The organism is Candidatus Hepatincolaceae symbiont of Strigamia maritima (assembly GCF_055505085.1).
In genome coordinates, this window is sequence record NZ_DBKDTU010000170.1 from 1 (window position 1) to 7,178 (window position 7,178).

At 26.8% G+C, this 7,178-nt stretch carries 7 protein-coding genes; 2 read left to right on the forward strand and 5 right to left on the reverse strand.

Translation table 11 applies throughout. The features are described 5' to 3' along the window. From ACQCX0_RS04590 to ACQCX0_RS04610, 5 genes are all read right to left on the reverse strand, one after another. Positions 1 to 991: ankyrin repeat domain-containing protein (locus ACQCX0_RS04590; RefSeq protein ID WP_462563000.1), on the reverse strand; the 991-nt coding region annotated here is incomplete at its 3' end. Between the two features lie 23 nt (positions 992 to 1,014). Then, positions 1,015 to 1,908, reverse strand: coding sequence for a DMT family transporter (locus tag ACQCX0_RS04595; protein WP_462563001.1), 894 nt, complete (start codon positions 1,906 to 1,908; stop codon positions 1,015 to 1,017). Next, positions 1,909 to 2,778 (reverse strand): DMT family transporter, encoded by an 870-nt coding sequence (locus tag ACQCX0_RS04600; RefSeq protein WP_462563002.1) that lies wholly within the window; start codon positions 2,776 to 2,778, stop codon positions 1,909 to 1,911. Between the two features lie 20 nt (positions 2,779 to 2,798). Next, on the reverse strand, positions 2,799 to 3,680 hold the full coding sequence (locus ACQCX0_RS04605; RefSeq protein WP_462563003.1) for a DMT family transporter: 882 nt from the start codon (positions 3,678 to 3,680) through the stop codon (positions 2,799 to 2,801). A 97-nt stretch (positions 3,681 to 3,777) separates the two neighbouring features. Further along, positions 3,778 to 4,662 carry a DMT family transporter gene (locus ACQCX0_RS04610; RefSeq protein ID WP_462563004.1) on the reverse strand — a complete coding sequence of 295 codons (885 nt, stop codon included), beginning with the start codon at positions 4,660 to 4,662 and terminating at the stop codon, positions 3,778 to 3,780. Positions 4,663 to 5,051: 389 nt separating this feature from the next. Between ACQCX0_RS04610 and coaBC the strand changes: the two genes are divergently transcribed. Further along, positions 5,052 to 6,254, forward strand: coding sequence for a bifunctional phosphopantothenoylcysteine decarboxylase/phosphopantothenate--cysteine ligase CoaBC (coaBC, locus tag ACQCX0_RS04615; protein WP_462563005.1), 1,203 nt, complete (start codon positions 5,052 to 5,054; stop codon positions 6,252 to 6,254). Between the two features lie 370 nt (positions 6,255 to 6,624). After that, positions 6,625 to 6,987: a hypothetical protein gene (locus tag ACQCX0_RS04620; protein WP_462563006.1), complete on the forward strand. Its 363-nt coding sequence runs from the start codon at positions 6,625 to 6,627 to the stop codon at positions 6,985 to 6,987. Positions 6,988 to 7,178: the final 191 nt, after the last annotated feature.

The following is a 7,178-nucleotide window of genomic DNA, read 5'->3' on the forward strand; positions in this document are numbered from 1 at the left end:
AAATTTCTATAATATTAATATCTTGTTTATTGGCAATAGCAGCCATTAGAGCATTATAACCTTTTTTATTAATGATATTAGTGGTAACTCTAGAAGTATTTAGAAGTGTTTCAAAGGTTTTAAGCTCATTATTATATAAAGCAGCCAGTAACAACACATTATTTCCCTCATTATCTTTAAGTTTAAGATTAATTTTTTTAACTCCTAAAAGCATCTTAATAATAGCAAGGCTTTTATTATTCATAATAGCCATCATTATGGCATTATAACCCCTTTTATTCTGATAATTAATATCAGCACCTGCTTTAATTAAATCAGAAATTACTGTAAAATCTGTTTCTTTTTGCATAGCTACTATTAACGGAGAATTACCTGCTTTATTTTTAGTGTTAACCTGAACAAAATCTTGAGTTAAAAGCTCTACTATCAGGTGTTTATCTTTAGCATTATCAAATGCATAAATCAAGGCATTATTACCGTAGATATCTTGATAATTTAAAGTAGCACCGGCATTAAGTAAAGACTTTAGCATGTGAACACTACCATATTTAGCTGCTAATAATAGGGGACTCTCTAAATCATTATTGACAATATTTACATCAGCTCCTTTATTAATAAGTTCTCCCAGCATTTCTGTATTAGCATTTCTTGTGGCATATATCGCTGCAGTATTACCGGCATTATCTTGTGCATTAACATTTGCACCATTATTTATTAAAGTTTGTATTATTACTGTATTAGTACCGTATTGGGCAACTAACATTAAAGGAGAAACACCATCCATATCAGTAACATTTAAGTTAACTTCATTTTTATTAAGTAAATTATTAATACGGGTTAAATCATTTTCAATACTAGCAACAAATAATAATTTATCTTTTAGTGATAATGTTTGATCTTGGTTAATTTTTTCATATATATCATTATCTACGGCATATACCTTTACTACTAATAAGAATAAATATAGAATAAATAATCTAAAATACTTCATGTTTTTCTCATATATTCAATTTCTTATTTTTTATCTTCTTTTTCTTTAGTATAATAAACCATTGCAACATTAGCAAATATAATAATAATTGCCCCTATTATTGTATCTATTTTAGGAATATCATTAAAAATGAAATACCCTAAAATAATCCCCCAAACTAACTGACTATATTGCATAGGAGATATTGATTGTACCGTAGCTAATTGGTATGATTTCATAAAAAGAATAATTCCTATAGTGGCTAAACTACCGGCAATTATGATTAATCCTAACTGAGCATTACTTGGTATAACAATTTTTTCAGTGCTAAATAATATATATAGGTTAGCCATCACTAAACTTAATAAAATATTGTAAAATCCTATAGTTGTTACCTTCTCATAGGGTAAAAATTTCTTTACAACTAAACCGCTACAAGCACCGCTCAAGGCTACCAATGCTGCAAAAGATATCCCTAAATATGGGATATTGATACTATATTGCCATGAGTTAATTACAAATAAAACCCCAATAAACCCAACTATTATTAACATAATTTTAGTTAAATTTATTGCTTCTTTTAAAAAACTAATAGCTAAGATAGCAGCAATTAAAGGTTGCATAAAAATTATAGGATAAAAAATATATAGAGGTAGCTGTGAAATAGCCAATAAAGAGAAAATAGTATTTAAAACGCTAAAAATAGAACGTACAAAAATATACCAACCCTTAGAACTTTTAAAGAAACTTAAGCGAGTTTGCCAAACTCCTATACATAATATAAAAATTAATATGCTAATATCTAAAAAAATTAGAAAACTTACAAAAGGCAATACTGCAATGTTTAGGATAAACTTATTAATTACATCCATAAAAGCAAAGGCTGAAAAACCCAGAAAAGAGAAGAGAATTCCTATTTTTTTTGTCTTAGAAAACATTTATTCCTTTATCTTGTTTATTTTATATGTAGCTATAATAATTATTATGATACCTAAAATAGTATAATAATTTATTAAATCATTAAAAATAAAATAACCAAAAATACTACCATATAAAATTTGAATATATTGTATAGGGGCTACAAATTTAGCTGCTCCTTCCTGATAAGCCTTAATATAAAAAATTGATCCTACACTAGTACATATAGAGGCAAAGAAAATAAGCAGAATTTGGATAAAATTCGGAACAACAAGAATAAAGCCGTACTTATATAAAGAAAAGCAAATAGAACTAATGCCCGTTATTAAAAAAACATAAAAAACCAGAGTTAAAGGATTTTCATTAATAAGATGTTTTCTCACAATAACCCCTCCGTAAGCTCCGGTTATCACAGTAATTAGTGCTAAGATTACTCCTATTATCTGCAGATTTTTATTGAACTCACTAAAAGGATTAATTATTACTAAAACCCCTGCAAAACCTAAAATAATATACAATAAATGCTGTTTTGTAATAATTTCATTCAACATAAAATAAGATAAAACTACGGCGGCAATCGGTAAAATAAAGAGAATAGAATAAAGTATATCTAACGGTAAATAATAAACCGCTAAAGTAACACATATAGTGTTAATAGCTAAAACCACAGCCCTAATTACAACTATTTTAGGGTTTATAGGCTTAAAGAACTTAACTGATTTACTAGTAATGATTCCAAATATTGTTAGTACTAATAACGCTGTGAGTTTTAAATAAAAAAAATAACTAACAAAACTAATCTCTAGTTTTACCAAAGCTACTTTATTAAGAACATTCATTAAAGAAAAACTGCTAAAACTAATAATAGCAAAAACTATAGCTTTTCTCATTAGTATTTATTCCTTAATTATCAGGTTCTTTTACTTAATACAATATATGAACTACTGGCAATAATAATAGCAGAACCTATTAATGTACTCACACTAGGGATATGATGAAATAATAAATAACCAAAAATTATTCCCCATAGCATTTGAGAGTATTCAAGAGGGCTAATAATCTGTACGGGTGCCATTTGGTAAGCTTTTACAAAACACATGGAACCCATAGAAATACAAATCGCAGTAATAATTAGTAAAAATATAATTTCAATATCTATTAAAATTAAAGGGGTACGAGTATATAACAATAGCAGGATACTTGCCACACTACTTAAAATAAAAGTATAAAAAGTAACACTTAAGGGTTTTTCATTTTGTAAATATTTTCTAACTACAATCATGGAACCTGCTGTACCCAGAGCTACAGCTAAGGCTAAAAGAATAGGTAGTATATCTTTACTTTCTAAATTAGCACCAAAAGGATTAGTAAGAATCAATACCCCTATAAAACCACCGAATAAAGCTATTATTTTACTAATAGTACTTTTTTCTTTTAAAAATAGCATAGCTAATAAAAAAGCCATCATTGGGGTAGTAAAAATTATGGAATAATACACATCAAGCTGGATTAATACTACGGCTATAAAGGCTAATCCAAAATTTGTTAAGCTTAAGGTAGCTCTTAGAATAACAAAAGACTTACTTTTAACCTTAAAAAAAGCTTTTCTATGAACACAATATCCTACTATAAGCAGAAAAATACTAGTAATGATATTAATATAAAAATAAAATACCGGGAAAGGAAGTTCTTTGTAAGTTCGCACAAATTTTACTATAACGTCCATCATCGTATAAAAAAAATACGATATTAAGCCTATAATAATCCCTAGAAAAAGCTTATTATCTTTCATCTATACCACAAATCCATATTATAGGTTCAATTTTAACAATCACTAATTATAATAGCAATTTAGTAGCATTGCAAATACTAAGTTTCTCTAAACTCTGTTATTTCAATTTTTTGCTATTTAACACAAGATAACTACTACTAGCAATAATAATTAAAGAACCTACCAAAGTAATCAGAGTAGGGAGTTCATTAAATACTAAATAGCCGAAGAAAATACCGAATAACATTAAAGAATATTCAGTAGGACTAACAATTTGTACTTGTGCAGTTTGATAAGCCTTAATAAAGGCTATTAGGGCACAACAATTACAAAAAGCAATTATCATAAATATTCCAAAAACATTAGAACTAACCATAAAAAGTTTAGTTTGGGAGAATAATAAAATGAAAATACTTAAACATCCTCCTAAAAAAAATGTAAAAAAGGCTATACTAAAAGCATTTTCTTTTTGTAAATATTTACGAGTAATCACCACAGAGCAAGCATCTAAAAGAGCTATACCTAAAGCTAATACTATAGGAATAATAGGTTTATTTAGAATGGCAAATGGATTAGTAATTAATAAAACTCCTATAAAACCTAATACAGCTACAAGTATTCTATATCTGCTAAATCTTTCCTTTAGAAAAAAAACTGCTATTAAGTCGGCAATAATCGGAGTTGTAAAAATAATTGCATAGTAAATATCTAATGGTACTAACGGAAGGGTAATAAAAGCTAAGATAGATACCATAACATTAACTACTGATCTTATTAAAACAAAAAGTTTATTTTTAATGATAAAGAACTTCTGCTTGTAGATTAAGACCCCGAAAGTTAATAAAAATATACAAATTAACCAATTAATATAAAAATAAAATACCGAGAAAGAAATATCTTGATAGAAATTACGAGAAAATTTAATAACAACATCCATTATAGCATAAAAAAAGTATGCTATAAATCCTAAACTAATTGCTAGAGTATAATTATTTTTTGTCATTAGAAGAAATCCTTTTTTAGAAGATTATTCTTGATTTTAGCAACTTTTTAAAAAGTTAAAATAGTGTAACATTTTTTTCTTGAATAAAGAACCATATTATTAATAATATTTCGTTTAATGCAGTTGCTTAACACAACTTTAGAAAAACTTATTAATAGAAGCAAATTCCAGAGTATGGGATTGTTAGTGAACAATGCTAAAAATCATAGAATTATTAAATATATTTAGCTTTATTAGAAACAAAAGCTAATTATAAAAAAATATGTAATATTTGTAATAATAACCCTATAATGATTTTATGAAGTTTTATTTAAGAAATATAACATAGCTTTTCTTAAAAACAGATTTATGTTAGACTAAATTTGTATCTCAACAATAATGAAAAAACTATGCTCAATATTATAATTTGTGTTACTGGTAGTATTTCTGCCTATAAAACCCCCAACATAGTTTCTCAGCTAATAAAATTAAACTATAATGTAACGGTAGTAATGAGCAAACATGCTCAAAAATTTATCTCACCACTGGTATTTGAAAGTTTAACTCATAAAAAAACCATTACCGATACCTTTGCTGATGCCCTGATTCATACTACTCTGGCACAAAATGCAGACTTAATTTTAATTGCTCCTACTAGCTATAATATTATAGGAAAAATAGCAAACGGTATTGCTGATGATTTGATCTCCACACTAATTAGTGCCAGTGTTATCCCTGTGTTTTTTGCTCTGAGTATGAATGAGAATATGTATAAAAATCCTATCTTAGAAAAGAATTTAACTTATCTCAAAACTCTTAAAAATTATCATATTATAGAAGCAGATACCGGATTTTTAGCTTGTAATATCTTAGGAACTGGTCGGCTTAGGACTGAAGAGCAAATTATACTGGATATAGAGACTTATTTAGCAATAAAAGATGTATCTTTAGGTTATTTAAAAGGAAAACATATATTAATTACAGCAGGTAAAACTCAGGAATATTTAGATCCAATTAGATTTCTAACAAATAGTGCAACAGGACTTACAGGTTGGTATTTTGCAAATATGGCAAAATATTTAGAAATGCAAGTAACTCTTATTATAGGAGAGAATACATTACCCAAAATCTCAGGAATTAAGCATATTACGGTAAAAACCGCTGCAGATATGTATCAGCAAGTACTAAACCACTATTCTACAGCCGATATAGTAGTAGCTACTGCTGCTATTACAGATTATAAATTTAAAACCATAGCTACGCAAAAAATCAAAAAAAATTCAAGTCAAGCCTCTGATATAGCACTAATAGAAAATATAGATATCCTTAAAGAATTAGGTCATAATAAACAAAATAAGATTCTTATAGGATACGCCTTAGAAACACAAAATTTAGTAGCAGAAGCTCTCAAAAAATTGCAAGAAAAAAATTTAGATTTCATTATAGCTAATTCTGAGGAAACTTTAGGAGTACTTGAAGGTACTTTTCATATTCTTAGTAATACCTCTCAGGAAAAAGCTTCTCAGGAAAAAATTATTACTTCTAAAAAACACTTAGTTAAAATTATGCTGGAAAAAATTAATCTCTCTTTTAGTCCCAAGCTTAAAAATTAATTAACTAGAAATATTTCTTAATCAACTCCCTTAATGCTTTACTTTAAATCTTTCACATTAAAAGTAAAATTATATATTTTTTTTATAAACCACTTAAATTCATATGCAGCATAAGGTGAGATAGCTTAAGAAATATAGATAAAATAGAGTAGGGGGAGTAAGTACTTTTAAAGTTAATAAAATTACTTACTTTAAAAGTTAATAAAGCAACAATATGCTTCTCTCTAGTCGCTTCAGAACTTACATAGTTTTATTACAGTTTAGTTGCAAATTATTATTATTTAGATTAATCTTAGAGTAAGCAGTTAATTTCTTTAATAAATTTTTTATATCAACTATTGTATTTTTAAAAATTATTATGAATCCATTTATGCAACAACATTATAACTATCTAATTTTTTTAAACAACAAAGACAACGCAATATTAATTCATAACATTTTGCAAATTAATAATTATACCTCAGAAATTATTACAAATATTTCCCAAATAATAAGTTATAAAGCTAATTTAAAAAGAAAAAATTCAGGTCATATAATACTCATCGGAGATTATTTTTTGCTTAATGAAATAAAAAATTTAGAATCCGCTTTATTTTACCAAATAATATTATTAATTCCTAAATCTTTACGGCAAACTATCCGTTTAAGTTCTAAGTATCTACTTTTCCACGAAATTACAACGCATAAAATATTAGAGATTACCTCTAAAATTTCTAATAATAATTTTATATGAGGGCTATTAAAATGGTTAAGAATCCCAATAAAAAAGGACTTTTAGAATTTCTAATAGTTTACCTCTTATTTCTATTTCCTATGCTAGATCATTTTAAACCGAGTTTACTTCCGAGTTTAAATACTCAATACAATGAGGTTAAAAACTTTATTAAAAGTATTTTAGATCGGAAGAGCGTCGTGTAGGGAAAG